Annotated in this window: 1 protein-coding gene; it reads right to left on the bottom strand. The window is 72.2% G+C overall.

The window, feature by feature from the left end; all coding sequences use genetic code 11:
- A partial coding sequence (locus BVI061214_RS00140) for a fructose-bisphosphatase class II (RefSeq protein ID WP_156303160.1) occupies positions 1–575 on the bottom strand: 575 nt, incomplete at both ends.

Here is a 575-nt window from a genome sequence, read left to right as displayed (position 1 = left end):
GGATGGAGTCTATAAAGCGCACGGTGCGGGTGGCGTGCCCCATGACGATGGAGTGGGTCCTGGCCCCGCCGCCGAAGAAGCGGACTCCCTGGAGGATGTCCCCGTCGGTTATGCCGGTGGCGGCGAAGACGATCTCCTTTCCCGGGGCCAGGTCCTCGGTGCGGTAGATGCGGTTCTCGTCCCCGCCCATGGCCTTGAGGCGGGCCCGCTCCTCCTCGTTTGGCGGGGTGAGGCGGGCCTGGATCCCCCCGCCCGGGCACTGGAGGCCCGCCGCCGCCAGACCCCCTCCCGGGCCCCCGCCGATGCCCATGACGGCGTGGACCCCCGTCCCCCGGATGGCGGCCGCCAGGGCGGCGATCACGTCCCCGTCAGAGATGAGCTTGACCCGGGCCCCGGCCTCCCGGATCTCCCGGATGAGCCCTTCGTGCCGGGGGCGGTCCAGGACCACCACCACCAGGTCCTCCACCGAGCGCTGGAGGGCCAGGGCCAAAGCCTTCAGGTTGGCGGCCACGGGCCAGGTGAGGTCCACCAGCCCGGCGGCGGGCGGGGGGACGATGAGCTTTTCCATGTACATG

Origin of the sequence: Thermus aquaticus (assembly GCF_001280255.1) — a bacterium.
In the GTDB taxonomy this organism is placed as follows: Bacteria; Deinococcota; Deinococci; order Deinococcales; family Thermaceae; genus Thermus; species Thermus aquaticus.
This window is presented reverse-complemented; position numbering and strand designations above follow the sequence as displayed.